This is a genomic window from Lysobacter brunescens (assembly GCF_042677005.1).
Lineage (GTDB): Bacteria > Pseudomonadota > Gammaproteobacteria > Xanthomonadales > Xanthomonadaceae > Lysobacter_I > Lysobacter_I brunescens.
This window is the reverse complement of sequence record NZ_JBHTIF010000001.1, coordinates 766,934-792,707: the sequence shown is the minus strand read 5'-3', so window position 1 is coordinate 792,707 and position 25,774 is coordinate 766,934. Positions and strand designations below refer to the sequence as shown.

At 68.1% G+C, this 25,774-nt stretch carries 16 protein-coding genes; 4 read left to right on the top strand and 12 right to left on the bottom strand.

Annotation, left to right across the window (positions count from 1 at the left end):
* Positions 1 to 322: 322 nt before the first annotated feature.
* The 3 genes from ACFQ0E_RS03280 to ACFQ0E_RS03270 are packed head-to-tail and all read right to left on the bottom strand — an operon-like array spanning position 323 to position 4,084.
* Positions 323 to 1,321: an alpha/beta hydrolase gene (locus tag ACFQ0E_RS03280; RefSeq protein WP_386822265.1), complete on the bottom strand. Its 999-nt coding sequence runs from the start codon at positions 1,319 to 1,321 to the stop codon at positions 323 to 325.
* Positions 1,318 to 2,028, bottom strand: a complete 711-nt coding sequence (locus ACFQ0E_RS03275) for a DUF6445 family protein (RefSeq protein ID WP_386822264.1) — start codon at positions 2,026 to 2,028, stop codon at positions 1,318 to 1,320. Before ACFQ0E_RS03275 ends, ACFQ0E_RS03280 begins: the two co-directional genes overlap by 4 nt.
* 16 nt (positions 2,029 to 2,044) lie before the next feature.
* Positions 2,045 to 4,084 carry a glycoside hydrolase family 97 protein gene (locus ACFQ0E_RS03270; protein WP_386822263.1) on the bottom strand — a complete coding sequence of 680 codons (2,040 nt, stop codon included), beginning with the start codon at positions 4,082 to 4,084 and terminating at the stop codon, positions 2,045 to 2,047.
* 193 nt (positions 4,085 to 4,277) lie between these two features.
* Between ACFQ0E_RS03270 and ACFQ0E_RS03265 the strand changes: the two genes are divergently transcribed.
* Entirely contained in the window at positions 4,278 to 5,804 is a 1,527-nt protein-coding gene (locus ACFQ0E_RS03265; RefSeq protein WP_386822262.1) for a tryptophan halogenase family protein, read from the top strand.
* Between the two features lie 127 nt (positions 5,805 to 5,931).
* On the opposite strand, the gene ACFQ0E_RS03260 is transcribed toward ACFQ0E_RS03265, so the two are convergent.
* Positions 5,932 to 7,560 carry an alpha-glucosidase family protein gene (locus ACFQ0E_RS03260; RefSeq protein ID WP_386822261.1) on the bottom strand — a complete coding sequence of 543 codons (1,629 nt, stop codon included), beginning with the start codon at positions 7,558 to 7,560 and terminating at the stop codon, positions 5,932 to 5,934.
* A gap of 254 nt (positions 7,561 to 7,814) precedes the next feature.
* Between ACFQ0E_RS03260 and ACFQ0E_RS03255 the strand changes: the two genes are divergently transcribed.
* Positions 7,815 to 9,212, top strand: a complete 1,398-nt coding sequence (locus tag ACFQ0E_RS03255; protein WP_386822260.1) for an MFS transporter — start codon at positions 7,815 to 7,817, stop codon at positions 9,210 to 9,212.
* A gap of 9 nt (positions 9,213 to 9,221) precedes the next feature.
* Positions 9,222 to 10,928 (top strand): alpha-amylase family glycosyl hydrolase, encoded by a 1,707-nt coding sequence (locus ACFQ0E_RS03250; RefSeq protein ID WP_386822259.1) that lies wholly within the window; start codon positions 9,222 to 9,224, stop codon positions 10,926 to 10,928.
* Between the two features lie 131 nt (positions 10,929 to 11,059).
* Here the strand turns inward: ACFQ0E_RS03250 and ACFQ0E_RS03245 are convergent, their stop codons facing one another.
* From ACFQ0E_RS03245 to ACFQ0E_RS03235, 3 genes are read right to left on the bottom strand one after another with little or no spacing between them, the layout of a single operon-like run.
* Entirely contained in the window at positions 11,060 to 11,554 is a 495-nt protein-coding gene (locus ACFQ0E_RS03245) for a hypothetical protein (RefSeq protein ID WP_386822258.1), read from the bottom strand.
* Positions 11,555 to 11,556: 2 nt separating this feature from the next.
* Entirely contained in the window at positions 11,557 to 12,588 is a 1,032-nt protein-coding gene (locus ACFQ0E_RS03240) for a LacI family DNA-binding transcriptional regulator (RefSeq protein WP_386822257.1), read from the bottom strand.
* 48 nt (positions 12,589 to 12,636) lie between these two features.
* The gene (locus tag ACFQ0E_RS03235) at positions 12,637 to 15,279 is read right to left on the bottom strand and encodes an alpha-amylase family glycosyl hydrolase (RefSeq protein ID WP_386822256.1); all 2,643 of its coding nucleotides are present in this window, start codon (positions 15,277 to 15,279) and stop codon (positions 12,637 to 12,639) included.
* Positions 15,280 to 15,517: 238 nt separating this feature from the next.
* Between ACFQ0E_RS03235 and ACFQ0E_RS03230 the strand changes: the two genes are divergently transcribed.
* Positions 15,518 to 18,211: a TonB-dependent receptor gene (locus ACFQ0E_RS03230; RefSeq protein ID WP_386822255.1), complete on the top strand. Its 2,694-nt coding sequence runs from the start codon at positions 15,518 to 15,520 to the stop codon at positions 18,209 to 18,211.
* A gap of 201 nt (positions 18,212 to 18,412) precedes the next feature.
* Here ACFQ0E_RS03230 and eda read toward each other — a convergent pair whose 3' ends face one another.
* The 5 genes from eda to ACFQ0E_RS03205 form a co-directional block, all read right to left on the bottom strand.
* Positions 18,413 to 19,042: a bifunctional 4-hydroxy-2-oxoglutarate aldolase/2-dehydro-3-deoxy-phosphogluconate aldolase gene (gene eda / locus ACFQ0E_RS03225; protein WP_386822254.1), complete on the bottom strand. Its 630-nt coding sequence runs from the start codon at positions 19,040 to 19,042 to the stop codon at positions 18,413 to 18,415.
* Positions 19,039 to 20,889, bottom strand: coding sequence for a phosphogluconate dehydratase (edd, locus tag ACFQ0E_RS03220; protein WP_386822253.1), 1,851 nt, complete (start codon positions 20,887 to 20,889; stop codon positions 19,039 to 19,041). Before edd ends, eda begins: the two co-directional genes overlap by 4 nt.
* 244 nt (positions 20,890 to 21,133) lie before the next feature.
* Positions 21,134 to 21,913, bottom strand: a complete 780-nt coding sequence (gene pgl, locus ACFQ0E_RS03215) for a 6-phosphogluconolactonase (protein WP_386822252.1) — start codon at positions 21,911 to 21,913, stop codon at positions 21,134 to 21,136.
* Positions 21,914 to 21,925: 12 nt separating this feature from the next.
* Positions 21,926 to 23,401, bottom strand: a complete 1,476-nt coding sequence (gene zwf, locus ACFQ0E_RS03210; RefSeq protein ID WP_386822251.1) for a glucose-6-phosphate dehydrogenase — start codon at positions 23,399 to 23,401, stop codon at positions 21,926 to 21,928.
* A 1-nt stretch (position 23,402) separates the two neighbouring features.
* Positions 23,403 to 25,694, bottom strand: coding sequence for a beta-N-acetylhexosaminidase (locus ACFQ0E_RS03205; protein WP_386822250.1), 2,292 nt, complete (start codon positions 25,692 to 25,694; stop codon positions 23,403 to 23,405).
* Positions 25,695 to 25,774 lie beyond the last annotated feature (80 nt).

Sequence of the window (25,774 nt, the reverse complement as noted above, 5' to 3'; positions counted from 1 at the left end):
CGGAGGCGGGGCGTCGGGGGAGGGCGGCCTCCGTGTGTCCGGATCGAATCATGTCGCGGGCGAGGCCTGTGGCGAACGGGGGCGTCCGCCGGGCGCGGTCGCGCGCGCGACCACCGGCAGGGTGGGCAAGGGCATGGCGGGCGCACGGTATCGGCGACGGTGGCGCATGGTCGTCTCCCTGGGTCTGGATGCCCGGTTCCATCGGGCGCCCGGCGATCCTCCGAGATTGCTGACAGCGCTGTCAAGCATTTCCGGGGACGGGGGGATGTTGCTGGCGGTGTCGTGTGTCGATGCCTTGATCATCAATGACATGCGTCTCGTTTCAGCGACGGGAATGCTGCACGGCAGCATGTTCCAGCGGTGGATGACCGTCCGGCGCGCGTGCTGCTGCGCGGCCATCCGCAGGCGCCAGCAGGAAGCGCAGCGGATGCGCCACCCGCGCCCGCCAGGCCGCCTCGTTGTGTTCGGCGCCCTCGAAGCGCCGGGTCCGCCACGACCTGCCCTGGCGCCAGCCGGCCCGGGACAGCGCCGTGTCCATCCGCGCCTGGAAGGGCGGATAGCGCGCGTCCAGCGTGGCGGTGCCGAAGTCGAAGTACAGCCGGTGCGACCGTCGGGACGGCAGGTGCGCGGCGAGCCAGTCGATCATGCAGCCGCCGCAGGCCGGCCAGTGGGTGGACAGCGCAGCGGCGCCGCCGAAGGTTGCCGGGTACCGCGCGATCGCATACAGCGAGATCAGCCCGCCCATGCTCGATCCCATCACGAAGGTGTCGTCGCGCCCGGGCCGGGTGCGGTAGCGCCGGTCGATCTCCGGCTTCAGCGCGTCGACGAGGAAGCGCAGGTAGGCGTCGCCGCGCAGGGCTTCGGCGGCGAGCAGCGGCCGCCCTTCGATGCCGCTGTCCACCGGGGTCGTGGTCACCGCCGCCTGCGGCATGTACTCCGCGAAGCGATCCGACGTGTTCCACACGCCGACGACGATGGCCTCGCGCACCTCGCCGCGCGCGACCAGCCGGGTCATCTCGCCGTCGATGTCCCAGTCGCTGCCGGTGAAGGCGATGCCGGGATCGAACAGGTTCTGCCCGTCGTGCATGTACAGCACCGGATACCGCCGCCGTGGCGACTGCGCGTACGAAGGCGGCAGCCACACGTCCACGCGGCGCGGCTGCAGTGGCGCGGCGGGCGTCGCCAGCCAGCGTTCGACCGTGCCGGTGGCCTGCAGTGGCGCATCGTCCGCAGGGGCCAGTACCTGCGCACAGCCCGGGCCAGCCACGAGTGCGGCGACCAGTCCCGCAGCGAAGCACCATGCGAGGCGTGCGCGTCTCATGCCGCCAGGCTCCGCCGACAGGTGAAGAAGCCGTTAAGGGTGAGCCGACCGCGTCGCGGATCCGTCGACAGCCGCTGCGGATGCCGGATCTCGCCGCTGTGGAACACCGTGCCTTCGTAGACGATCAGCCGGTTGAAGCGTGCCGGCACGCTGAGCAGCTTCTCGAACCAGGCATTGGATTCGGTCATGTAGCCGGTGCGCACGCCATAGGCCGCCTCGAAGGCGGCGGCGTCGAGCTGTCCGGAGGCGTGGATCATCGGCAGGATCACCTCCGGCGGATGCTTCGGCGCGTAGAACGCCGTGCCGCCGAGCTCCGGATCGTCGAACAGGTAGAGCACCGAGGCGACGATCCGATGCGCGGGCGAGACGCTGAGGCGATCGACGTGGCAGAGCGACTGCGCGGGCCGCAGTTGCTCCGGCGTCGTCGTGGTCAGCGACAGCCGGCTGTACATGCGCTCGGTGCGGCGCACCGCGAAGTGCTCGCGCAGGTGCAGCGAGAAGAAGGCGTCGAGCTGCGCGGAAAAGGCCTCCGGCATGCGCAGCTCGGGCCCGGGAAAGGCGTTGTGCGGCGCTTCGACGAAGTCCCCGATGTGGCGCACCGCATGCGCGACCAGCGCGCCCGGATCGAGCAGCGCATCGTCGATCACATGGCAGGCATGGCGGCCCGTGATGGGCAGGGTCTCGATGCGGGGACGCGGGTTGAACATGCAGGGGCGGCCGTCGTCACAGACGCACGAATCGTATCGCCGTGCCGCCGCCCGGCGCGAGGCGCAGGTCGAGCCTGTCGCGGGCGGTGACCTCGCGCACTTCGCGCACGTAGGAGAAGCGCTTGTCGCCACGGAAGTCGGCATCGTCGCCGTCGCGATGGATCTCGGCGCGATAGCGGCGACCGGGGTCGAGGAAGTCCAGCGGCACGGACACGCTGCGGCGCTGCTCGTCGTTCACTGCGCCGAGATACCAGTCCTCGCTGTTGCGGTCCTTGCGCGCGATCACCGCGTAGTCGCCGACCTCGCCGGCCGGCGCGCAGGTGTCCTGCCAGTCGACCGGCACCTCGCGGATGAAGCCGAAGGCTTCGGGGAATTTCGCGTAGTGCTCGGGCAGGTCGGCGGCCATGTGCACCGGGCTGTACAGCACCACATAGTCGGCGAGCTGGCGTGCGAGGGTGTTCTGGATCTCCTGGCCGTTGCGTCCGGTCAGGCTGAGCACACCTGGGGTGAAGTCCATCGGCCCGGCGAGCATGCGCGTGTACACCAGGTTGGGCTCGTGCTCGGGCGGGTTCGGCGGATTGCCCCAGGCATTGAATTCCTGGCCGCGCGCGCCTTCGCGCGACACCCAGTTCGGATACGTGCGGCGCAGGCCGGTGTCCTTGATCGGCTCGTGCGCGTTGATCGCGATGCGATGCTTCGCCGCCGCCTGCACCACGCGCAGGTGGTGGTTGCTCATGAACTGGCCTTCGTGCCATTCGCGCACGACCGGGCCACCTGCGATGTCCTGGCGCTCGATCTGTCCCGCGTCGCAGACGTAGCCGGTCTTCACTACATCGATGCCGAGTCGCGCGAACTTTTCGAACGCGGCGTCCATCTGCCGCTCGTAGTGGCTGACCGCGCAGGCGGTCTCGTGGTGGCCGATCAGGTGCACGCCCTTCGCCTTCGCGTAGGCCGCCAGGCCTTCGAGGTCATAGTCCGGCGTCGGCTTGGCGAAATCGAACTGCCAGCCGTTGGCGAACCAGTCGCCGTCCCAGCCGACGTTCCAGCCTTCGACCAGCACGCCTCGGAAGCCGTGCTTCGCCGCGAAGTCGATGTAGCGCTTCGTGTTCGCGGTGGTCGCGCCATGCTTCGGTCCGGTGCCCCAGGTTTCGGTGTCGAGGTGCAGCGACCACCACACGCCGACGTACTTCGAGGGCTTGAACCAGCTGACGTCGCCGAGCGCGTTCGGTGCGTTGAGGTTGAGGATGAGATTGGACTCGACCAGGCCGCCGGCGCGATCGGCGATCTGCAGCGTGCGCCAGGGCGTGGCGAACGGCGTGCGCCGCACCACCTTCGCGGGGCTGCCGGGCGTGAGCATCGCGCGCAGCCGGCCGCCATCGCCCTTGGCGAGGTTCATGCCGGCGTAGTCGACCAGCGCGGCCTCGTGTATCGCGATGTGCGTGCCATCCTCGGTGCGGAGGGTGATCGGTGTCTGCGCGACGCCGACTTCCGACAGTGGCGTGCGGTTGTAGAGATATTCCTCGCGGTTCCACTCGAAGGCCGGCAGCCACCAGGCGGTCGCGGGCTTCGCGATCGCGAATTCGGTCAGCTCTTCCTGAATCTGCACCTCGTCCAGCGCCGGCTGCTTCGGGAACTCGTAGCGGAAGCCGAGGCCGTCGTCGAACACGCGCACCACCACGTCGAAGCGGCGGCGGTCGTGATCGCGCTCGACGAAGCTTGCGCGCAGTTCGTTGTAGTGCTCGCGCACGACGCGGCGCTCGCCCCAGGGCAGTTCCCATGTGGTGTCGCTGCTGCGCAACGCCTGCGTGTCGAGAGTGAGGCCACGCAGCAACTGGCGACCGTTGCCAAGGATGAAGCCCAGCCGTGAATCGTCGACCAGCGGTGCGCCCTTGCGCAGCACGCGGTAGGCGAGGCGGCCTTCGCCGTTGAGGTCGAGTTCGACGGTCAGCGTGCCGTCGGGCGAGCGCACCGAGGCGACGGTGTCGGCCTGCGCAGGCAGCGTGCTGCACAGCAGCAGGACGGGCAGGAGCAGGCGAACGGCTCGGAGCGGATGCATCGGCGTGTCCATCGGATCGGCGGGGGTCGTCGTTCAGGACCCGCACTGTCGCGCATCCCGCGCACCGCGTCGGCGGACTTCCGTATCCTTCCCGGATGAATACGTTTGCAGCTGCGCGTCCGGCAGACCGGGTCATGACCCCGCGACGGCGGCGACGCATACTGCGGGACATCATCCAAGAGGAAGTCGTTGCATGAATGCTGCAGCCGCCGAAGCGCTGGGTCGCGTCACCGAGGTCGTCATCGTCGGTGGCGGCACCGCGGGGTGGATGACCGCTGCGGCGCTGGCCAAGGTGCTGACCCCGGCGCACACCATCCGTCTCGTCGAATCCGACGAGATCGGCACGGTCGGCGTCGGCGAGGCCACGATCCCGATGATCAAGCTGTTCAACCAGGCGCTGGACCTGGACGAGAACGACTTCATCCGCGAGACCAAGGGCTCGTTCAAGCTCGGCATCGAGTTCGTGAACTGGGGGCGCCTCGGCGAGAGCTACATCCACGGCTTCGGCAAGATCGGCCAGGACCTCGGCCTGCTGCCGTTCTACCAGTACTGGTTGAAGATGCTCCAGGCCGGCAAGGCAGGTCCGCTGGACGACTATTCGATCAACACGCTCGCCTGCCGGCACGACCGATTCATGCCCGCGCGCACCGACCGGCCGAACTCGCCGCTGGCCGACATCGCCTACGCCTACCACTTCGACGCCGGCCTGTACGCGCGCTACCTGCGGCGCTATGCCGAAGCGCGCGGCGTGCGCCGCATCGAAGGCAAGGTCGCAAGCGTCGAGCAGCGCGCGGAGGATGGCTTCATCGACGCCGTGGTGCTGGAGAGCGGCGAGCGCGTCGCCGGGCAGCTGTTCGTCGACTGCTCCGGCTTCCGCGGCCTGCTGATCGAGCAGACCCTGAAGACCGGCTACATCGACTGGACGCACTGGCTGCCCTGCGACCGCGCGGTCGCGGTGCAGTGCGAATCGAAGGCGTCGCTCACGCCCTACACGCGTTCGACCGCGCGCGAAGCCGGCTGGCAGTGGCGCATCCCGCTGCAGCACCGCGTCGGCAACGGCTACGTGTTCAGCAGCGCGCATATTTCCGAGGACGAAGCCACCGCCACGCTGCTGCGCAACCTCGAAGGCCAGGCCATCGTCGACCCGCGACCGCTGCGCTTCGTCACCGGCAAGCGGAAGAAGTTCTGGAACCGCAATGTCGTCGCCATCGGCCTGGCCAGCGGTTTCATGGAGCCGCTGGAATCGACCAGCATCCACCTGATCCAGTCGGCGATCGCGCGCCTCACCGCGTTCTTCCCGCACGCCGGCTTCGACCAGGCCGACATCGACGAATTCAACGCGCACTCCGACGTGGAGTTCGACCGCATCCGCGATTTCCTGATCCTGCACTACCACGCCACCGAGCGCGACGACACGCCGTTCTGGAACCACGTCCGGACCATGGACGTGCCGGAGAGCCTGCGCCGGAAGATGGACCTCTTCCTGAGCAACGGCCGGATCTTCCGCGACGGCAGCGAGCTGTTCGCCGAACCGAGCTGGATGCAGGTGATGTTCGGCCAGCGCATGCGCCCGCGCGGCTACCACCCGCTGGTCGATGTCTATACCGAAGAGAAGATCGCCGAGTACATGGCGAACGTGCGTGGCGTGATCGGCAAGTGCGTCCAGGTCATGCCGACGCACGCGGAGTACATCGCGAGGACCTGCGCTGCGCCGATGTGAGTGTGAGCGGTGCGTCTGCGACGATGGGCTGTCGGCGGGCTGTTCGCGACTTGCGTCGCTCCCACAAGAGCACCCGCTCCCCCTGTGGGAGCGACGCAAGTCGCGACGGAACCTCGCGGAGAAGCGATCAGGCGCTGGTGACCACCGCGAAGAACGCGCCACGCGGCGGCAGGCGCAGCGTCGCGCCATCGAGCGTCCCCGCGATCGGTCCCGGTGCATCGATCCGCTGCAGCGCCAGGCCTGCAGGCACGGTCCAGGCCGCATCGTCGTTGGACAGATTGAACGCGACCAGCAGCGTTTCGCCGCTCGCCGCATCGCGCCGCGTGAAGACCAGCACCGGTTCATCGCTGTCGAGGAAGGCGATGTCGCCGGAGACCAGCGCCGGCTGAGAGCGTCGCCAGCGCAGGAAGGCGCGGGTGGCGTTGAGCACGGAGTCGGGATCGGCGTCCTGCGCGGCGACGTTGCGCGCGCGGTGCGAGTCGGGCACCGGCAGCCACGGCGTGCCGTCGCTGAAGCCTGCGTTGTTGCCGTCGTTCCAGGGCATCGGCGTGCGGCAGCCGTCGCGGCCCTTGAACTTGGGCCAGAACGCGATGCCGTAGGGGTCGCGCAGCGATTCGAAGGGAATCTCCGCTTCCTCCAGGCCCAGTTCCTCGCCCTGGTACAGGCAGACCGAACCGCGCAGCGAACAGACCAGCGCGACCAGCTGTTTCGCGAAGGCATCGGACGGCGCATCGCCGCTCCAGCGCGTGACCGCGCGGCGCACGTCGTGATTGGAGATCGCCCAGCACGGCCAGCCTTCGCGCATGGTCGCTTCGAGGCGCTCCACGGTGCCGCGGAGGTGGGCGACGCTGAAATCGTCGGTCAGCAGCTCGAAGCTGTAGCCCATGTGCAGCCGCGACGGCGTGCAGTACTCGGCCATCGTCGCCAGCGAATCCTCCGAGGAGATCTCGCCGAGCGTGGTCGCGCCGGGATAGCGGTCGAGCAGGGCGCGCACGTCCTCGATGAAACCGAGGTTCTCCGGCTGCGTGTTGTTGTGCCAGTGGTACTGGAACGCGTACGGATTGTCCGGGCTGAAGCCGCGACCGGTGCGCAGCTCCGGCGGCTTGGCCGGATTGTCGCGCAGCGCCGCGTCGTGGAAGCAGAAGTTGATGGCGTCCATGCGGAAGCCGTCGACGCCGCGGTCGAGCCAGAACTTCAGGTTGTCCAGCTGCGCCGCGCACACCTGCGGGTTGTGGAAGTTCAGGTCCGGCTGCGAGGACAGGAAGTTGTGCAGGAAGTACTGACCGCGACGCGGTTCCCATTGCCAGGCCACGCCGCCGAAGATCGACAGCCAGTTGTTCGGCGGCGCGCCGTCGGGCTTCGCATCGGCCCAGACGTACCAGTCGGCCTTCGCGTTGTCGCGGCTCTCGCGGCTCTCGCGGAACCAGGCATGGTCGATCGAGGTGTGGCTGAGCACCTGGTCGATCACCACCTTCAGGCCGCGCGCATGCGCCTCGGAGAGCAGGTGGTCGATGTCGGCGAGCGTGCCGAACATCGGGTCGACATCGCGGTAGTCGGCGATGTCGTAGCCGAAGTCGGCCATCGGCGAGCGGAAGAACGGCGAGATCCAGATCGCGTCCACGCCCAGCGACGCGATATGGTCGAGGCGCTCGACGATGCCGGGGAGGTCGCCGATGCCATCGTCGTTGCTGTCGCGGAAGCTGCGTGGATAGACCTGGTAGATCACCGCGCCGCGCCACCAGTCCATCATCGTCATCCGGAGAAAAGCAGGTCAGGGCGCAAGACTATTCCATGCCATCGCACTGCACGAAGCCGATCGTGGTCCTGTCCCGACCTGAATACGATTGCAGGTGCCGTTGTGCACCCGCGCCTCTGTCTACCATGCCTGCGACACGTGCCGACCACCCCGGCCGACCGCCCACGGGAACGCGCCGGGCACGCGACCGGACGCCGTGCGCCGGTGTACGTTCGATGCCACGACGCCATGGCGGCGCCCATGAGGAAACCTGGATGAACCGCAGTCCCACGCAACACCGGCCGGACCTGTCCTTCTGGCAGATCTGGAACATGTCCTTCGGCTTCCTGGGCATCCAGTTCGGCTTCGCACTGCAAGGCGGCTTCATGTCGCGGATCTTCCAGACCCTGGGTGCCGACAAGGACGCGTTGCCGCTGCTGTGGATCGCCGCGCCGCTGACCGGCCTGCTGGTGCAGCCGGTGATCGGCTACTTCAGCGACCGTACCTGGCATCCGCTGCTCGGCCGACGCCGGCCGTACTTCCTCATCGGCGCGATCTTCGCCTCGATCGCCCTGGTGTTCATGCCGTACTCGCCCACGCTGTGGATGGCGGCGGGCCTGCTCTGGGTGCTCGATGCTTCGATCAACGTGAGCATGGAACCCTTCCGCGCCCTGGTCGCGGACAAGCTGCCGGAACGCCAGCGCTCCTACGGCTTCGTGCTGCAGACGCTGATCATCGGCATCGGCACCTGGGTGGCGAGCAGCCTGCCGTGGATCGTGAACCAGCTCGGCGTCGCCAACGAGGCCGGGCCGGGCGTGGTGCCGCCGTCGGTGAAGGTCGCCTTCTCGATCGGCGCCTTCGTCTTCCTCGCCAGCATCCTGGTGACCGTGCTGACCACCCGCGAGGATCCGCCGGAGGATCCCGAGGCCTTCGCACGCGAGAAGCAGTCATCGCGCAACTTCGTCGCCGAGATCGCCCGCGACATCGCCGGCATGCCCCGGCAGATGCTCAACATCGGCATCGTGCAGTTCTTCAGCTGGCTGTCGTTCTTCAGCATGTGGAGCATGGCGACCCCGGCGCTGACCGAGCACGTCTTCAAGGCGCCCGCCCCGGATCCTGCCGCGTTCGACATGACCGTCGCCGCGCAGGCCGAGGCCTTCCGCGTGGCCAACGGCGCGTTCCAGAACGCGGCCGACCTGGTCGGTTCGTACATGGGCTACTACGGCCTGTCGTCGATGGCAGTAGCCCTGCTGCTCGCCCTCTACGCCGCGCGCCGACCGCTCAACCGCCGGCTCGTGCACGGCGTCTCGCTGGTGCTCGGTGGCCTCGGCTTCCTGTCGATGGCGGTGGTGCCGTCGCCCGTCGCGCTGATCGGTTCGTTCGCGCTGGTCGGCGTGGCCTGGGCCAGCATCCTGTCGATGCCCTACGCGCTGCTGTCGTCCTGCGTCGACCCGAAGCGGATGGGCGTGTACATGGGCATCTTCAACATGTTCATCGTGATCCCGCAGATCGTCGCCGCGACCCTGCTCGGTCCCACGTTGCGCCTGTTCTTCGACAACCAGCCGATCTACGCCCTGATCATCAGCGGCGCGAGCCTCATCGTCGGCGCCGTGTGCCTGGTCCGCGTGAGCGAGCCGCAGGCGCAGGCCACCGCCACTTCGCCCGCGCACTGAGGAGTTCCCATGATCCTGCGTCACTCGATCCTCGCCGCCGCACTCCCGCTGGCCCTGTTCGCCGGCGGCGCGCATGCCGGCAAGTCCGCCACGCCCATGACGGCCGACTATGTCGGCACCACCGAAGCGATGGCCGCCGATGCCGTGTACTTCGTCGTCACCGACCGCTACGTCAACGGCGACCCGTCGAACGACCAGCACGAGCAGGGCCGCGACAAGGGCGCGGCCTATTTCACCTTCGATCGGCCGACGCCGGGCGCAGAAGCGGAAGGCGACAACATCGGCTACCTCGGCGGCGACTTCAGGGGCGTGCTCGACAACGCCGACACCATCCGCGACATGGGCTTCGGCGCGGTGTGGATCACGCCGATCGTCGACAACCCGGACGAGGCCTTCACCGGCGGCAAGCGCGCGGAGAAAGGCGGCTTCCTCACCGATGGCGGCAAGACCGGCTACCACGGCTACTGGGGCGTGAACTTCTACAAGCTCGACGAACACCTGCCGAGCGAAGGCCTCGACTTCGCTGGATTCACGAAGGCGATGCGCGACAGGCAGCTGAAGGTGGTGCTCGACATCGTCGCCAACCACGGTTCGCCTTCGTACTCGATGCCGAAGCCGCAGCCGCCCTACGGTCAGCTCTTCGACCGCGACGGCAAGCTGATCGCCGATCACCAGAACCTGCCGCCCGACAAGCTCGATCCGGCGAACAATCCGCTGCACGCCTTCTACAACACCAAGCCCGGCCTGGCCGAGCTGTCGGACATCAACGAGAACAACCCGGCGGCGCTCGACTACTTCGTCGGCGCGTATTCGCAATGGATCGACCAGGGGGCGGCCGCCTTCCGCGTCGACACCATCCCGTGGCTGCCGCATGCGTTCTGGAAAGCCTTCGCCGAGCGCATCCGCGCGAAGCGGCCCGGCTTCTTCATGTTCGGCGAAGCCTTCGACTACAAGGCCGAGAAGATCGCCGAGCACACCTGGATCGAGAACGGCGCGTACAGCGTGCTTGATTTCCCGTTGAAGGAAGCGATGGCCGAGGTCTTCGGCCGCCAGCGCCTCGGCTACGAGCGCATCGCGCCGAAGCTCTTCCTCGACGGCGGCCCGTACCGCGATCCGTACGCGCTGATGACCTTCTACGACAACCACGACATGCCGCGCCTCGACGCCAGCGACGCGGGTTTCATCGACGCGCACAACTTCCTGTTCACCGCGCGCGGCATCCCGGTGATCTACTACGGTTCCGAAACCGGCTTCATGCGCGGCGCCGCCGAGCATGCCGGCAATCGCAACTACTACGGCCAGGCGCGGGTCGATGCCGGCAAGGATCACCCGATCCAGCAGGCGATGCGCCGCATCGCCCGTGTCCGCGCCGCGAGCCCGGCGCTGCAGCGCGGCCTGCAGGTGAACCTCGAAATGGCCGGCGACCGCGCCGCGTTCTATCGCGTGCTCCAGCATGAAGGCGTGTCGCAGATCGCACTGGTGCTGCTCAACAAGGGCGATGCACCGACGGACTTCGCGGTGAGCGACCGGTTGCAGCCCGGCCGCTGGCGCAACGCGCTCGACGGCACGCAGGTCCGCGTGAAGGCCGGCGGTGCGCTGCGCGCCACGGTGCCCGCGCACGGCGTGCAGGTCTTCGTGCTCGATGCCCCGGTGCGCGACGCGGCCCTGCGCGCCTCGCTGGATCGCGCCGCGAAAGGCGCGAAGCCGCGCGGGTAGTCAGATCAGGTCATTGGCTCGTGTAGAGCGGAGCTTGCTCCGCTCGTGACCTTAGCGGGAAACGCGAGCGGAGCAAGCTCCGCTCTACAAAAGCGATATCGTGGATGGCACGGATGGGTCGCGTTGCAGGTTCAGAGAGCGTTCGTCTCGATGCGGATCTCGTCAAGCCGGTAGGGCCATAGATCGCCATAACGCTGCACAAGTTCAGGCAACTGTTCGCGGATATGCTGCAGCGCCAGTTCCGGAGACGCCATGTCGACGCGCAGATGGTCGACCTGATATCCGAAGCCCATGACCGGGTGCCCGTCCCAGCCATCGGTGCTGACGCATTCGATGGAGGCTCGTCTCGCAAATGCGAGCAGGGCATCGTCGTCGGCAAGGTCGAGCGTCGGTGCGACAGCCGAGAAAATGACCGGAAACGGCAACAGCAACGGCCTCGCCGGAAACTCTTCCCACGGCAACCTGTCGCAGTGCGCTGGTCCGAGCGTCGCCAGATCGATCAGTCGCATATCCGGAGTCTCTGATTCTCGGATGCGCGCATCGGCCCACGCGATGATGTCGTCATCGCTGGCGATGCCCAATTTCCAGAACGTCATCGCCAGCGAGATCGCACGATTCGCATCCACCGTTACGCCCCGCTCGACTTCCGCACCACCAGTTTCGCGGGCAGCATCATGCTTTCCGCGGGCTGGTCGCGGACCAGGCGCAGCAGGGTCTCGACCAGCAGTTCGCCGGCGCGGCCGGTGTCCTGGATGACGGTGGTCAGCGGCGGCGTGGCGAAGCGGGCCATGGCGATGTCGTCGAAGCCGACCACCGCGATGTCCTCGGGCACGCGCAGGCCGTGTTCGTTGAGCGCGCGGATCGCGCCGATCGCGATCAGGTCGCTGGCCGCGAACACCGCGTCGAACGCGACCTCGCGCGCGAGCAGTGCCTTCGCGGCCTGGTAGCCTTCTTCCTCGGAACTGAGCGCATCGACCTGCAGCGTCGGATCTGCGGAGAGACCTGCCTCGCGCAGCAGCGCGTCGCAGCCACGGTATCGTTCGAAGAACTCCGGATAGTGGCTCGATGCATAGCCGAGGAAGGCAATGCGGCGGCGACCGCGTCCGACCAGATGTTCGGCCACCATGCGCCCGCCGGCGAAGTTGTCGCAGCCGATCGAGACGCCCGGTTGTCCCGCCAACACCGCGCCCCAGCGCACGAAATGCGTGCCCTGCGCGACCAGCTTCTCGAGCTTGGGCCGGTAGTCGACGTAGTCGCCGTAGCCGAGCAGGATCAGGCCGTCGGCCTTCATGCTGTCCTCGTAGTCGGCATGCCAGTCGTCCGACAGTTGCTGGAACGAGACCAGCAGGTCGTGGCCGTTGCGCGCGCAGGCACGGGTGATCGAGCCGAGCATCGACAGGAAGAACGGGTTGATGTGCGACTCGTCCTCGGTCGGATCCTCGAACAGCAGCAGGGCGAGTGTGCCGGCGCGCTGCGTGCGCAGGCTCGACGCGCGGCGGTCGACCTTGTAGTTCAGCGCCTGCACCGCATCGAGCACGCGCTGCCGCGTTTCGGCATTGACCAGCGGGCTGCCGCGCAGCACGCGCGAGACCGTGGCCTGCGACACGCCGGCGTGATAGGCGATGTCGACCGAGGTCGCCTTGGATTTCTTGTTGGCCATGTCGGATCCGTGGGTGGCTCGATGGGAGTGTACGTCGCCTGTCGCGGCTCAGCGCGCTGCGCCGGCCACCAGCCACAGATCGTCCATCACCTTCGGCCCGTCCGCCGCGCCGCCGCCAAAGCGATGCGGCCCGGCGGTCTCGCCCAGCGCCCGGTAGCCGCCGTCGTAGTCCCAGGTCGTGGCGTAGACCGCGAGGCCGTCGAGCGAGGTCGGATGGCCCAGAGCCCGCGCGGGCAAGGTGAAGGTGACCGTGCCCGCCGTGCGATCGACCTCGATGCGCGCGCTCTCGCCGAGGTTGCGGCCTTCGCGCTGCGCATCGGCGTCGTCGGCCGCGAACAGCGCGTTCGACCAGCCATGCGCGCGCAGGCGCAGCTGCCAGCGGTCGCCGTCCGGCATGCGCGCCGACTGCTGCGGCAGCACAGTCGCGCCGTCCTTGCGGCCGGGCAGGCGCAGGAAGAGGGTGAAGGCGACATGGTCGAAGCCGTTCGCCGGATTCCAGTCGGCGACCAGCGCACGCATGCGCAGCTCGATGCGCAGCGCACCGCCCGAAGTCCACAGCGTCGCGCCGCGCAGGTCCGCCGGACGCGGGCCGCGCCAGCCGGGATCGTCGGGATAGGTGTAGCGGCCGGTCGGGCCGTGGTCATCGTCGAGCGGATCGTCGACGGCCGCGACGCGCGTCCACTGCCGCGCGACCATGAAGCGATGCGCCGCCGACACGCGCCTGCTGGCGGGATCGCGCGCGACCACGCGATGCGGAATCGCCGGGTCGAGCATGTCGTCGGTGCGCAGCGTGGCGCGCCAGCGGCCGTCCGGATCGACGGCGACCGTGCGCGCCGAGGCGAGATCGCCGTCGACCACCAGCTGCACCTGCGACAGGCCCGGCGCGTGGCCGGAGATCGGCAGGTCGCCTTCGCTGCGCGCGGGCGCATCGGCGTCGATGCGCAGGTCCGCATCGCCCGGTGCCTGCGCGGGCTGCGCAACAGGTCCGGCACGCCAGACGAAGCCGGCGCGTGGCGGCAGCACCAGCGTCACGCGGCCATCACGGTCGACCTGCAGCGCTGGCGCATCACCCTCGATCGCGAACAGCGGCTGCAGCGTCGTGCCGGGCGGCAGGCCGGTGTCGAGTGCGTCGAGCAGCTGCGGCCGCGACGCGCTGTTGAGCACGACGAGCGCGCTGCGTCCCGCGTGACCCATGCGCCAGGCGATCGCGCCGGGCGCGGCCGGATTCGCGTCGAGCACGTTTGGCGTGCCGCGCGAGAACACGCGGTCGCCGCGACGCAGCGCGATCGCCTGCTGCAGCCAGCGGTACAGCGGCGCGTCGGTGTCGAAATGGTCGCGTCCGCCCGAGCCATGTCCGCCCGCGAACATCGCGGCGCGCTGTTCGCGGAAGCCCTGCTCGGTGCCGTAGTAGAGCGTCGGGATGCCGGGCAGGGTCAGGATCGACAGCAGCGCCTGCTTCAGCCCCGCCTCATCGCCGCCGGACAGGAATCGATCGACGTCGTGGTTGTCGACGAAGGTCGGCATCCGCCAGGGATCGGCATGCGTGCGCATCATGTCCTCGATGCGGTGGCGCAGCTCGTCAGGTGCGTGGCCGCGCGCGAACACGTCGCCCAGCGTGCCGTACAGCGGGAAGTTGATCATGCCCGGCAGCAGCGGCCTGCCACCGGCATCGCGCATGTAGCCGTCGATCTTGCGTGCCATGGCATTGTCGAACGGCCTGTCCACGCCGAAGCCTTCGCCGAAGACATGGAAGTCGCCGATGCCCGATCCGGCGGCGACCTTCGATACGCCCGGCGCCTGCGGATCGTCCGCATGCAGGAAATCGTCGAAGAAGTCCGGCGGCACATAGAACGCGGTATCGACGCGGAAGGCATCGACGCCGATGTCTCGGATCCAGTCGCCGTAGGCCTTGCGCAGCGCGCGGCGCACCTCGGGATGTTCGGTGTTGAGGTCGTCGAGGTCGGCGAGTTGCCAGTCCAGTTCCTGCCAGCGTTCGCGGAAATCGCGGATCGTCGGTGTCCAGTGGTAGACGCCGTCGGCGCGCTGCGCCGGATCGCGCGCATCGTTGCGATCGAACGGCGCCGGGCCTGGCGCGCTACGTCCGTCGCGCTCCGGGCGCAGCACGAAGCCGCGTTCCGGATGCGCGGCGTCGTAGGCGCCGTCGTAGCCGAAGTAGTCGGCGGTGTGGTTGACGACGATGTCCTGCACCAGTCGCATGCCGCGTCCATGCAGCGCGTCGGCGAAAGCCCGGTAGGACGCGCGCGTGCCGAAGTGCGCATCGACTTGGGCGAAGTCCCGCGTCCAGTAGCCGTGGTAGCCGCCGTACTGCGCCTTGTCGTTCCACCACTGGTTCGCGACCGGCGGCGTGATCCACACCGCGGTCGCGCCGAGTCCGGCGATGTAGTCGAGGCGTCGCGTCAATCCGGCGAGATCGCCGCCGCTGAAGCGACGACGGTCGCGCGGATCGTATTCGCCCGCGCCCTGGTCGTTGTTGCGCGCATCGCCGTCATCGAAGCGGTCGATCATCGCGAAATAGATGACCTGGTCGCGCCAGTCGTCCGGTGTGTCCGCGGTGGAGGCCAGGCTGGCTGGCGCCCACGCCAGCACGGCGGCGAGGGCCGCGTGCTGCAGTGCACGATCGGCGGACGACCGCCATCGCGCGCGGAGGCATGCGTCACGGAAACGAGGCATCGGGCGTCCTGATCGTCACGGGGCTGCGCGCACTATTCCACCGTCGGCATGCCTGGAAGCCCCTGATTCGTGCGGATTTCTGGATGAATACGTATGCAGGCGCGGTTGCATGGCGCAGGCCCGGACTACCATCGCCCTGCACGCCGGCGAAGGACTGGACGCCGGACGTGACCGTGACCCGGGCTGCGCCACGCGCGGCCGGACGGCATACAAACTCCAGCCGCAGTGGAGGGGAGCAATGCAGCCTTTGAAGCGAAACCTGCTGAGCATGGCGCTGGCGTCAGCCGCGCTGATGCTGGCCAATGGCGCGTACGCGCAAGCGGCGCCGGCGCAGGAAACGGCGGACAACGCCGATGAACTCGATACAGTCCGTGTGGTCGGCATCCGCCGCAGCATCGAAGCCTCGACGCAGACCAAGCGGGAATCGACCTCGATCGTCGAAGCGGTCTCGTCGGAAGACATCGGCAAGCTGCCGGACACCTCCATCGCGGATTCGCTCGCACGCCTGCCAGGCCTGACCGCGCAGCGCTTCGGCGGCCGACCGCAGGAAATCAACATCCGCGGTTTCGCCGGCGATTTCTCCACCACCACGCTCAACGGGCGCGAGCAGGTGAGCCTGGGCAACAACCGTGGCGTCGAGTTCGACCAGTACCCGTCCGAACTCGTCAACCAGGTGCTCGTCTACAAGACCTCGGATGCGCAGCTCGTCGGCCAGGGCCTGTCCGGCACCGTCGACCTGCGCACCGTCCGCCCGCTGGCCTTCGGCAAGCAGGCGTTCGCGGTCAACGTGCGTGGCGACATGAACAAGGTCGGCGACGAGAAGGAGAACGGCTATCGCGCCAGCGTCTCCTACATCGACCAGTTCGCCGACAACACGATCGGTCTGGCGCTGGGCTACGCCCATCTGAACAATCCCGGCCAGAGCAAGCAGTTCGGCGATGCCTGGGGCTATGACGGCAACGGCATCTTCGGCGGCGGCAAGCTCTACGACCTGGAGAACGACAACGAGCGCGACGGCCTGATGGGCGTGCTCGAATACAAGCCCAGCGACGAGTACCACATGGTCCTCGACGTGTTCTATTCCAAGTTCGACAAGGAAGAGAACAAGCGCGGCATGGAATTCGGCGCGGCCTTCGGCGGCACCACCTTGCCCGGCAGCACCCCGGCCAATTCCAATTTCACCGGCATCAACCCGGTGATCCGCAACGACTTCAACGCAGCCTACGACGAACTGTTCGCCATCGGCTGGCGCCACCAGCTGGAGCTCGGCGAGCACTGGACCGCCGTCGCCGACATCAGCAACTCCCGCGCCAAGCGCGAGGAACGCATTCTCGAAACCTACGCCGGCGTCGGCCCGGGCCTGCCGCGCGACACGCTCAACGCGCGCTACAACTCCGACGGCCATTACGACTTCGACTTCGGCTACGACTACGGCGATCCGAACATCCTCCGTCTCGGCGATGCCGGCGGCTGGGGCCAGGACGGTTACATCAAGGACTTCGAGGTCCGCGACAACCTCACCTCGCTGCGCTTCGACCTCGAACGCCGCTTCGACGAAGGCTGGTTCAGCAGCGTGGAGTTCGGCGCCAACCTGACCGACCGCACCAAGAGCCGCGCGTCGAACGAAGCCTTCCTCGACATCACCGCCTGCCTCGCCGGCGTGTCGCCGACCTGCCCGGACGGCGTGTCCGCGCCGCTGCCGACCGGCATCAGCCGCAGCGCCGCGTTCAATGCCTACGGCGTGCCCTCGATCTACGGCTACGACGCCCTGCGCGCCTACGAGACGCTCTACACCCGTCGCACCAACGTCAACAGCGACATCAGCAACAAGAACTGGGAAGTCAACGAGCAGGTCACCACCGCCTACGTGCAGGCCAACATCGATACCACGATCGGATCGGTCGGCGTGAAGGGCAACATCGGCTTCCAGGCGGTCGCCGTCGACCAGTCCTCGGAAGGTGCCCGCACCTATCCGGGCAACGGCCTCGGCGCCGACATCTCCGGTGGTGCTGCCTACACCGATTTCCTGCCGAGCCTGAACCTGTCGTTCGAGCTGCCCTGGGAACAGGTGGTGCGTTTCGGCGCGAGCCGCCAGATGGCCCGTCCGCGCATGGACGACCTGCGCGCCAACGGCAACGTCAGCTACGACCTCAACTATCGTCGCCCCGACGGCACGATCGCGCCGACGTGGAAGCTGGACAGTGGCAACCCCGAACTGGAACCGTGGCGCGCCAATGCGCTCGACCTGGCGTACGAGAAGTATTTCGGCGACAACAAGGGCTACGTTGGCGTCGCGTACTTCTACAAGAACCTGCGCAGCTACATCTACAACCAGACCAGCCTGTTCGATATCCGCGACGTCACCGAATTCCCGCCGTCGCAGTACCCGTCGAACGCGCCGACCGACCCGATCGGCTATGCCTTCAAGCCCGAGAACGGCGAGGGCGGCACGATCAAGGGTTGGGAGTTCAACATCTCGCTGCCGCTGGACATCCTGTGGGAGCCGCTGATGGGCTTCGGCATCCAGGCGAATTATTCCGACACCAAGAGCGACATCCAGCCGCAGGGTCCGGGGTTCCCGAACGAGCCGCTGCCTGGCTTGTCCAAGTACGTCTCCAACATCACCGCCTACTACGAGCGCTTCGGCTTCAGCACGCGCGTCAGCCAGCGCCATCGCTCGCAGTTCGTCGGTGAGGTGCAGGGTTTCGGTGGCGATCGCACCCGGCGCACCTTCGAGGGCGAGACGGTGACCGACGTGCAGCTGGGCTACACCTTCCAGTCCGGTCCGCTCAAGGACATCTCGCTGCTGCTGCAGGTCAACAACCTGGAGAACGAGCCCTTCCGTTCGTCCTTCAACGGCAACGATCTGCAGCCGCGCGAATACTTCGAGTACGGCCGCACGTATCTGTTCGGTGTCAACTACCGGTTCTGATCTCTCTCCCCAGAATCAGGCGAGCGCTTGGCCCTTGCGCGGTTCCCCGCCGCCAAGGGCCTTTTCTGTGGGGCTTGAAGGAATATCTGCGACGCGTCCGTCGCGACTTGTGCCGCTCCCGCAAAAGCCTGCTTTTCCGTGGGAGCGACGCAAGTCGCGACGCACTTAGACAAGGTGCATGCCCAATGACGAACGCAACGATCAGCGTGCGGCTTCGGCTGCCAGCATCCCGATGCTCGCCCAGTCCCTCGCCTTCAACGCATCCGCAGGTACCATCCACGAGCCGCCGACGGTAAGCACGTTGGGCAGCGCGCGATAACCCGGTGCCTTCGCGGCATCGATGCCGCCGGTGGGACAGAACTTCACCTGCGGGAACGGGCCGGCGAAACCCTTCAGCGTCGCAATGCCGCCGCTGGCCTCGGCAGGAAAGAACTTGAAGCGCATCCAGCCGTGTTCGAGACCGCGCATCAGTTCGCTGGCGGTGGCGATGCCGGGCAGGAAGGGAATCGCTGAAGATTTCGCGGCGGCGTAGAGCGCGTCGGTGGCGCCGGGCGAGATCGCGAACGCCGCGCCTGCCGCTTCAACCGCAGCGAGGTCGTGCGCGTTGAGCACGGTCCCGGCACCGACAATGGCGCCGGGCACCTCACGCATGCGGCGGATGGCGTCGAGTGCGACCGGCGTGCGCAGGGTGATTTCGAGCACGGGCAATCCCGCGTCGACGAGCGCGTGTGCCAGTGGCACGGCGTCGTCGAGATCGTCGATGGCGAGCACCGGCACCACCGGCGCGGCGCGCAGGATGGCGTCGATGCGCTGCAGCTGATCGGGCGTCATGCGCACAGATCCTTGTCATCGCCGAACGACGCGTCTGCGAACAGCGCGCACGCGCCGCGTTCGGCGGAGGTCGTGGTGCGGCGCATGGTGGCGAACAGTTCGCGTCCGGTGCCGTGGGCGCTGGCGGCGAGATCGGGTTGAGCGGGTTCGCGCGCGGACCACTCGGCCTCGTCGACCAGCGCCTGCATCGTGCCGGCCTCGGCGTCGATCGCGATCACGTCGCCCTCGCGCAGCATCGCGATCGCGCCTCCGCAGGCGGCTTCCGGACTCACGTGGATCGCCGCCAGCACCTTGCCCGAGGCGCCGGACATTCTTCCATCGGTCAGCAGCGCGACCCGCTGCCCGCGATCCTGCAGCACCGACAGCGTCGGGGTCAGCTTGTGCAGCTCCGGCATGCCGTTGGCGCGGGGGCCCTGGCCACGGACCACCGCCACGAAGTCGCCTTCGAGCTGTCCGGCCTTGAACGCCGCCAGCAGCGCGTCCTGGGTCTCGAACACCTTCGCCCGCGCTTCGATGCGGCGATGCTCCGGCGCGACGGCCGAGACCTTCACCACCGCGCGGCCGAGGTTGCCCTGCAGTCGCCTGAGTCCGCCTTCGGCATCGAAGGGTTCCTGCACCCCGCGCAGGATCGTCGTGTCGCCCGACTGCGTCGGTGCCTCGCTCCAGATCAGCTTCGTGCCATCGAGTTCCGGCACCTTCGCCTGCCGCAGCAGGTCGCCGCCGTGCACGCAAAGCAGGTCCCGGTGCATCAGGCCCGCCTCGACCAGCTCGCGGATCACGAAGCCCAGACCGCCCGCCGCGTGGAAGTGGTTCACGTCCGCGCTGCCGTTGGGATACACCCGCACCAGCAGCGGCGTGTGCCTTGAGAGTTCGTCCAGATCGTCCCAGTCGATGATCAGGCCCGCCGCTCTCGCAATCGCGACCAGATGGATCGCGTGGTTGGTCGACCCGCCGGTCGCGGCGAGCCCGACCATCGCATTCACGATCGCCTTCTCGTCCACGACCCGGCCGATCGGCCGGTAGTCGTTCGTCAGGTGCGTGATCCGCAGCGCCTGTTCAGCCGCCGCGACGGTCAGCGCATCGCGCAGCGGCGTGTTCGGGTTCACGAACGCCGTGCCCGGCATGTGCAGGCCCATCACCTCCACCAGCATCTGGTTGGAGTTGGCCGTGCCGTAGAAGGTGCAGGTGCCCGCGCCGTGGTAGGACGCCGACTCCGCTTCGAGCAGCTCCTCCTTCGTCGCCTTGCCCTCGGCGAAGCGCTGCCGCACCGCCGCCTTCTCCTTGTTCGGCAGGCCAGACGGCATCGGCCCCGCAGGCACGAAGATCGTCGGCACATGCCCGAAGGCCAGCGCGCCGATCAGCAGCCCCGGGACGATCTTGTCGCAGACCCCAAGCAGCAGCGCGGCGTCGAACATCTCGTGCGAGAGCGCGATCGCGGTCGACTGCGCCACGACATCGCGCGAGAACAGCGACAGTTCCATGCCCGCGCGGCCCTGGGTGACGCCGTCGCACATCGCCGGTACGCCGCCGGCGACCTGCGCCGATCCGCCGGCATTGCGCGCGGCCATGCGGATGAGGGTGGGGTAGTGCTCCATCGGCTGGTGGGCCGAGAGCATGTCGTTGTAGGCGGTGACGATGCCGATGTGCCCGGCGTGTCCCGCCTTCAGCTGCGGCTTGTCCGCGCCGGAGGCGGCGAAGCCGTGGGCGAGGTTGCCGCAGCCGAGGTCCTTGCGCGCGGGGCCTGAAGGTCTGGCTGCATCGATGCGGGCGAGGTAGGCGCTGCGCAGCTTCGCGCTGCGCTCGGCGATGCGCGCGGTGACGCGCTCGGTGACGGGGTGCAGGCTCATGGGTGGAGAGTCCGATCTGCGCCGATGCGCATGTCATGGTCGCGCAAATCCCCCCGCCCGTCGCTGCGCGCCGGTCGACCCCCTTTTTCAAAGGGGGTATGACCTCCGGTTGCACGAAGGGATGCTGATCGTTGACGCGTGCCTGTTGCCGCATCAGGCGCCACGTCATGGAGACGTGCTGTTCCCCCCCTTTGCAAAAGGGGGGCAGGGGGGATTTGCTCTTGCAACACGTCAACACGCTGCATCACGGACTCCAGTGCACATGCACGTCACGCGCTGCGCGCAGCACGGCGGCGACGGGATGGCGCAGCGGGTCGTTGGCGGCCATCGCCTCGCGCAGCACTTCGCGCTTGCGCGGGCCGGTGACGATCAGGTGGATCGAGCGCGTGCGCAGCAGCCGTGCCAGGCCCAGCGTGATGCGCGGGTACGGTGCTTCCGGCGGCAGCGGCTCGGGATGGATCAGGAAGGCGTCCTCGCGCGAGGCCGGCGACAGTGCCGCCGGCAAGCCGCGTGCGCCGGGGAACAGCGAGGCGGTGTGCGCGTCCTCGCCCATGCCCAGCACCACCGCGTCGAAGGTGTCGGCGTGGCGGCTGAGCATCGTGCGTGCATGCTGCAGCGAGGCGCCGGGATCACCGTCGGGCGTGGTCAGCGCACCGATGCGCACGCCTTGGGCCTCGGCGAATGCGTTTCGCAGCGACGCGACATTGCTCGCCGCATGGTCCCAGGGCACGCAGCGGTCGTCGCCCGGAACGATCGCGATGTCCTCCCAGTCGATGCCCTCGCTCGCGGCCAGCTGCCGATAGGCCGGGAACGGCGTGCGTCCGCCGGCCAGGCACAGCAGCGCATGACCACGATGGGCCAGCGCGCTCGCGCAGGCCTGGCGCAGGCGCGCGGCCACCGCCTCGGCCAGCACCGCGCTGTCCTCGTAGGCGTGTTCGATCACCGCCATCGCGGGGTCCCTCCGGTCATGCCGATCCCGCAGATGGCGGACCGGCAGCGTGTACAGCTCAGCCTGTGCATGCATGCGTGTCTCCCTTCACTCGCGCCAGCTGTGGCCGTGGCGCTCGGCCAGGGCGACGGCGGCGGTCGGGCCCCAGGTGCCGGCGGCGTACGGACGCGGCGCCTGTTGTGATTGCTGCCAGCCATCGAGGATCGCATCGACCCACTGCCACGCCGCCTCGGTCTCGTCGCGGCGCACGAACAGGGTGCCGTTGCCTTCGATGGCATCCAGATACAGCCGTTCGTAGGCCAGTCGGCGACGCACGCTGGCGAACTCCTCGTCCAGGTCCAGATCCAGCGACACCTGCGACAGGCGCAGGCCGCTGCGGTCCAGACCCGGGGTCTTGTGCATCAGCTGCAGCTCGATGCGCTCCTCCGGCTGCAGGCGGATCACCAGCGCGTTGGGCTGGGTCGCGGCACCGCCGCGCGCGAAGATCGAGTGCGGCACCGCGCGGAACTGCAGGTAGATCTCGGTGCAGCGGCGCGGCAGGCGCTTGCCGGTGCGCAGGTAGAAGGGCACGCCCGACCAGCGCCAGTTGTCGACATGCGCGCGCAGCGCGACGAAGGTCTCGGTGCGGCTGGAACGACCCAGTTCGTCGAGGTAGCCCGGGACGGAACGACCATCGATCGCGCCGGAGGTGTACTGACCGGCGACGGTCTCCGATCCGACATCACTACGCCCGATCGGTCGCAGCGAGCGCAGGACCTTGATCTTCTCGTTGCGCACCGCCGTCGGCTCGAACTGCGAGGGCGGTTCCATCGCGGTCAGGCACAGCAGCTGCAGCAGGTGGTTCTGCAGCATGTCGCGAATGGCACCGGAGCCGTCGTAGTAGTCGCCGCGACCTTCCACGCCGACGGTCTCGGCGACGGTGATCTGCACCTGCTCGATGTGCCGCGCGTTCCACAGCGGCTCGAACAGGGCGTTGCCGAAGCGCAGGGCGAGCAGGTTCTGCACGCCGTCCTTGCCCAGGTAGTGATCGACGCGGTAGACGCGATCTTCGTCGAAGCACGCGGTGACGCCGTCGTTGATCGCGATGGCCTCGGCAAGATCGTGGCCGATGGGCTTCTCCAGCATCACCCGCGTGCCGGGCCCCGCCAGCCCATGCGCGGCGAGCGCAGCGCAGGCACGGACGTAGAACGACGGCGATGTGGACAGGTGGTAGAGAACGTCGCCCGAGCGCAGCGACGAGACGCGAGAAGCCAGCGCGGCCATCGAGGCATCGTCGTCGAGCGATGCCGGTTGGTAGTGCACGCGATCGAGCAGCGCGGCGATGGCGGCATCATCGAGAAAACCCGCCGGCACGAAGCGGCGCAGCGCGGCATCGACCAGCTCGCGGAAGCCGGCATCATCGAGCGAGGACCGCGCGGTGCCGAGGATGCGCAGCGAGGGATGCAGCAGGCCATCGCGATGCAGGCCGTACAGCGACGGCAGCAGCATGCGCTGCGCCAGGTCGCCGGTGGCGCCGAAGATCGTCAGCAGGGTCGCGGGGGAGGGAACGGCGAGTGGGCTCATGTCAGCGCGGCAGCAGTCGGATGCGATCCAGCACCCACATCGTGGGCCGGGTATCGCCGGTGAAATAGACGCAGAGGTCCTTCGATTCGGTCTGCGCGGGCAGCGGCAAGGTCAGGTCGAGGAAGCCGTCCTTTCCAGGCGCCGCCGGCAGTGGCGTGGTCGCGAGCACCGGGCCGTCGCAGCCGGCCCTCAGCACGGCCTCGCCATGCGCAGTCGTCGCTGGTTTGAACCTGCGATTCTTTTCGTCGTGGGCGAGCTGGAAGTAGTAGGGAATGCGGCCGACGCGCAGCGCGACCGCGCGCGTGCTCGACAGCGGTGCCTGCGTCCATTCCCAGCATGGGTTGAAGATGTCGACGTTGAAGATCGCGCGTTCGCCGGCGACGGTGGTGTCGTCCTCCAGGCGCAGCATCAGCGCACCGGTGCACATCTTCAGGGTCTCGTCAGTGCGTTCGAGCAGCGAGGCCTGCGTGATCGTGTAGCGGTCGGCGGACTGCAGCGGCTTGTCATCGACGAACACCGCCGCGCGCACCGTCGCGGTCTGCGCCAGCGACAGCGGTGCGTCGTAACGTGGCGAGGTCGCCTTCGGCTCGCTGCCGTCCGTGGTGTAGCGGATCTCCGGATAGCCCGTGGCATTCGACAGCGCGACCGATGCCCGGCCATCGTCGGACGCGTTCGCGTCGAAGCGTACTTCGAACGGTGTGCGTGCAGGCGCGATGCCGAGCATGCGGTAGCGGGCGAGCTGCGAGGGGAGGCGGCCGATGAAGTCGTCGTAGCTGCGCGATGCCTCGGCGCTCCAGCCGACTTCGGCCAATGCAGCGAGGCGCGGGAACATCGCATGCTGCACGCGCGCATAGGTGCGCATGTGCTCGGTCCAGGCATTGGCCTGCACGCCGAGGATGTGGTGGTGGCGATCGGCGGCCAGCGAATCGGGCACCGGATCGAAGTCGTAGAGCTTGCGCAGCGTGACCGTGGTCGGGCGTCCCGGCGGTTCGTTCGGCGATTCGGTCTGCAGGTAGTCGAGATAGAGATGCGACACCGGCGACATCACCACGTCGTGGCCCTTGCCCGCCGCCTGCAGGCCGCCTTCGATGCCGCGCCACGACATCACCGTCGCGCTCGGCGGCAGCTCGCCTTCGAGGATCTCGTCCCAGCCGATCAGGCGCTTGCCGCGCGCCGCGAGGAAGGCCTCGAAGCGCGCGACCATGCGGCTCTGCATCTGCATCTCGGTCTTCAGGCCCAGCGCCTTCATCTGCGCCTGCACGCGCGGCGAGGCGATCCACTGGTCCTTCACCGCCTCGTCGCCGCCGATGTGCACGTAGCGCCCCGGGAACAGCGACACCAGTTCCTCGAACACATGCTCCATGAACACCATCGTCGACTCCTCGGTGTTCAGCAGGTTCACGAACACGCCCCATTCGGCCACCGGCTTCAGCGGTTCGGTGGTGGTGCCCAGCTCGGGATAGGCGGCGATGATCGCGGTGGCGTGACCGGGGATATCGATCTCCGGCACGATCTGGATATGGCGTTCGGCGGCGTACTTCACGACCTCGCGGATCTGGTCCTGCGTGTACCAACCGCAATACCGTACCGGTTTGCCGTCGGCATCGATGCCGGCATCGCCGGAAGGCTGGCGGCAGCCGCCGACTTCGGTGAGCTTCGGGTAGCGCTTGATCTCGATGCGCCAGCCCTGGTCGTCGGTGAGATGCCAGTGGAACACGTTGAGCTTGTGCACGACCATCGCATCTATCAGGTGCTTGATCTCGTCGACGGTCTGGAAGTGACGCGCCGAGTCGAGCATGACGCCGCGCCAGCCGAAACGCGGCGCATCCGCGATGCGCACCGCCGGCAGCGTCGAACGCGGGCCGTGCGCATCGATCGCCAGCTGCCACAGCGTCACCGCACCATGCTGCAGGCCCTGCGCTGTCCGGGCGCGGACCACGGCGTGCTTCGCATCGATGTCGATCTCATACGCCTCGTCGCTGTCGCCGCGCAATGCGGGATCGATCTCGAAGACGATGCCGGTCGTCGTGCGACCTGCGTCGACGGCGGGACTGAAACCGTGGCTGCGCTGCGCGAGGTCGGCGAACAGTGTGGACGCGCGCTTCGCTGTCTCGCTTCCGGCATGGATCTGCGTGTTTCGATCGAAGCGCAGCTGTCCGCGTCCGGGCTGCAGCGAGGACGGCACCGGGATCAGGCCCGACGACACGGCGCGTTCGCCTGCGGTGGAGGTGCCGCAGGCGAACAGCGACAGCGGAATCAGGAGCAGGGCGGCGTATGCGCGGGTCGTGGCCATGGATACCTGTCTGTACGGAAGAGGATGTCGCGGGAGACCGGACGCGTCGTCCCGGGCTCGACTGTAATTCATGCCGGTTG

Excerpts from the sequence above, each read along its gene's own strand:
- ACFQ0E_RS03280 (WP_386822265.1), bottom strand. The coding sequence starts at position 1,321 with ATGAGACGCGCACGCCTCGCATGGTGCTTCGCTGCGGGACTGGTCGCC.
- ACFQ0E_RS03275 (WP_386822264.1), bottom strand. The coding sequence starts at position 2,028 with ATGTTCAACCCGCGTCCCCGCATCGAGACCCTGCCCATCACGGGCCGC.
- ACFQ0E_RS03270 (WP_386822263.1), bottom strand. The coding sequence starts at position 4,084 with ATGCATCCGCTCCGAGCCGTTCGCCTGCTCCTGCCCGTCCTGCTGCTG.
- ACFQ0E_RS03265 (WP_386822262.1), top strand. The coding sequence starts at position 4,278 with ATGAATGCTGCAGCCGCCGAAGCGCTGGGTCGCGTCACCGAGGTCGTC.
- ACFQ0E_RS03260 (WP_386822261.1), bottom strand. The coding sequence starts at position 7,560 with ATGACGATGATGGACTGGTGGCGCGGCGCGGTGATCTACCAGGTCTAT.
- ACFQ0E_RS03255 (WP_386822260.1), top strand. The coding sequence starts at position 7,815 with ATGAACCGCAGTCCCACGCAACACCGGCCGGACCTGTCCTTCTGGCAG.
- ACFQ0E_RS03250 (WP_386822259.1), top strand. The coding sequence starts at position 9,222 with ATGATCCTGCGTCACTCGATCCTCGCCGCCGCACTCCCGCTGGCCCTG.
- ACFQ0E_RS03240 (WP_386822257.1), bottom strand. The coding sequence starts at position 12,588 with ATGGCCAACAAGAAATCCAAGGCGACCTCGGTCGACATCGCCTATCAC.
- ACFQ0E_RS03235 (WP_386822256.1), bottom strand. The coding sequence starts at position 15,279 with ATGCCTCGTTTCCGTGACGCATGCCTCCGCGCGCGATGGCGGTCGTCC.
- ACFQ0E_RS03230 (WP_386822255.1), top strand. The coding sequence starts at position 15,518 with ATGCAGCCTTTGAAGCGAAACCTGCTGAGCATGGCGCTGGCGTCAGCC.
- eda (WP_386822254.1), bottom strand. The coding sequence starts at position 19,042 with ATGACGCCCGATCAGCTGCAGCGCATCGACGCCATCCTGCGCGCCGCG.
- edd (WP_386822253.1), bottom strand. The coding sequence starts at position 20,889 with ATGAGCCTGCACCCCGTCACCGAGCGCGTCACCGCGCGCATCGCCGAG.
- pgl (WP_386822252.1), bottom strand. The coding sequence starts at position 21,913 with ATGCATGCACAGGCTGAGCTGTACACGCTGCCGGTCCGCCATCTGCGG.
- zwf (WP_386822251.1), bottom strand. The coding sequence starts at position 23,401 with ATGAGCCCACTCGCCGTTCCCTCCCCCGCGACCCTGCTGACGATCTTC.
- ACFQ0E_RS03205 (WP_386822250.1), bottom strand. The coding sequence starts at position 25,694 with ATGGCCACGACCCGCGCATACGCCGCCCTGCTCCTGATTCCGCTGTCG.